The organism is Acidobacteriota bacterium (assembly GCA_034211275.1).
Classification (GTDB): Bacteria; Acidobacteriota; Thermoanaerobaculia; order Multivoradales; family JAHZIX01; genus JAGQSE01.
The window spans coordinates 1-1,944 of the sequence record JAXHTF010000377.1 but is presented as its reverse complement, the minus strand read 5'-3'; the positions used below and the strand labels follow the sequence as shown (position 1 = coordinate 1,944).

The following is a 1,944-nucleotide window of genomic DNA, read 5'->3' as shown; positions in this document are numbered from 1 at the left end:
GAAGCCAACTCCTCGCCTCCCGGCGACCAACACACCGACCAGACAATCCCGCCCGAACCACTCAACACACGACGCTCCTCACCACTCGCCGCATCCCACACCCGAACCGACCCATCCTCGCTCCCCGAAGCCAACTCCTCGCCTCCCGACGACCAACACACCGACCAGACAATCCCGCCCGAACCACTCAACACACGACGCTCCTCACCACTCGCCGCATCCCACACCCGAACCGACCCATCAGAGCTCCCCGAAGCCAGGAACCGACCATCCGGTGACCATGCAGTACAACGTGCCCAACTTCGGTGACCAGTGCTCAGCGCGGTCCGCAGATCGCTTCCAGGAAGCCACTTCGCGCCCTTCGGGATCATCCCCAGAGGATCGAGGGGCAGCCAATTTTCCAACAACGCATCGCTCAACTTGGCGCCGGTGAAATCGCAGCCGGTCCAGACCGAGGCGGTGAGGTTGGAGCGAGTGAGATCGGCGCCGGCGAAGGTGGCGGCGTCCCCGGAAGCTGCGGTGAGGTCGGCGTCGACGAGCTGGGCCCCGGTCAAGTCGGCCTGATCCAGCAGGACATCCGTCATTAGCGCACCGTCTAACCTCGCGGCGCCCAGGCATGTGCTCCGGAGGTCTGCCCTACGCATGGATGCTTTGCAGAGGGAAGCCTGCTCCAGGTCCACTCCGGCGAGCTGCGCCCGGTCGAGCTTTGCTTCATCGAGCCGCGCTCCCCGAAGCACCGCTCGCTCCCAATTGGCCCCCTCCAGGTTGGCTCCCTTTAGATCCGCGCCGGGCAAGGCGACCCCTGCCAGATCCACCCCGCCCAGCTCGGCCCCGGAGAGGCAGGCACCCTCCACCGTGAAGGCTTTCTCACCTGAGCTCCAATGCCCCAAACGCAGCGCATTCTCGCTCGCCCGGGCCCGATAGCCCTCGGTGAGGATCTCCCGCAGCGCCTCCAGCCGCAGCTCCCGCACCTCGTGATGCTCTTTCCCATCTCGCAGCTGCCAGAAGAACTCCCCCACCTCCGGCGACAAGGGCGGCAGGTCGAGGGCTCGGACGCCGTTCTCCGCGTCTTCCAGCGCCGACCACAGCCCGCAAGCGAGGAAATATTCCAGGAAGCTCTTGTGGGAGAAGCGGTAGTAGCCGTCCGCCGAGCGCACCAGGAACGCCGCGGTGCGTAGCTCGACATCAACCCGCTCGAAGTCGAGACCGGGAAAATGCTGGGACATTCCCCGCACCTCTTCGATCAAATCTCGATGATGCAGCTGCCGGTCATCCCGCCGCCAAAGGCTGAACGCTAGCTGAGTGAGCAGCCGGTGGCGCAGCTCCGGCCGGGTCTCGAGGTTGCGGCCACTGCGGTCTTCAAGCCACATCCTTGTATAGACCTCGTAGAGCCCCGCCGAGGTCACCGCTCCACGCCCCTCCCGCCAAAGCTTGGGCAAAGACTTGACGATCATCTCCAGCAGCACCGCCCGCGAGGCGAGGCGCTTGAGGTCGTAAGTTTCCCGAATAAACTCCCACGCCCGATCCACCTGAGCGTCGCCCAGATGTTTGGCGAGAAAGTCCTGCACCTCGTCGTCATCAAACAAGCAAAGCTCGTCGATGCGGGCGTTGAAGCGGCGGGCAAGGCGGCCCAGGGCCGAATCCTCGCTGGCGGCGAGGCCCCGGGGGCGGGCGGAGGCGGTGTCCTTGACCTGCTGCTGGTCGCGGAAGAAGTGGGTGCGACAGGTGATGAGCATGCGATTGCCGAGCCGCGGCTCCAGCGGTTCCTCCCCCGCCAGCCGCGCCAGCTCGCGGAATTGGTCTTCGACGCTACGGCCGGCGGCGGCGACGCCCATCTCGTCGAAGGCGTCCAGCAGCAGCACGCAGCGCCCCACCGAAAGCAAATGCAGCAGCCCGGCGGGATCGCCGCGGAACTTCGGATCCGTCGCTTTCAAATGCTCGTAG

Annotated in this window: 1 protein-coding gene; it reads right to left on the bottom strand. The window is 65.7% G+C overall.

Going from position 1 to position 1,944, the window contains the following annotated elements; all coding sequences use genetic code 11:
- Positions 1 to 1,944: pentapeptide repeat-containing protein (locus SX243_26155; GenBank protein MDY7096470.1), on the bottom strand; the 1,944-nt coding region annotated here is incomplete at both ends.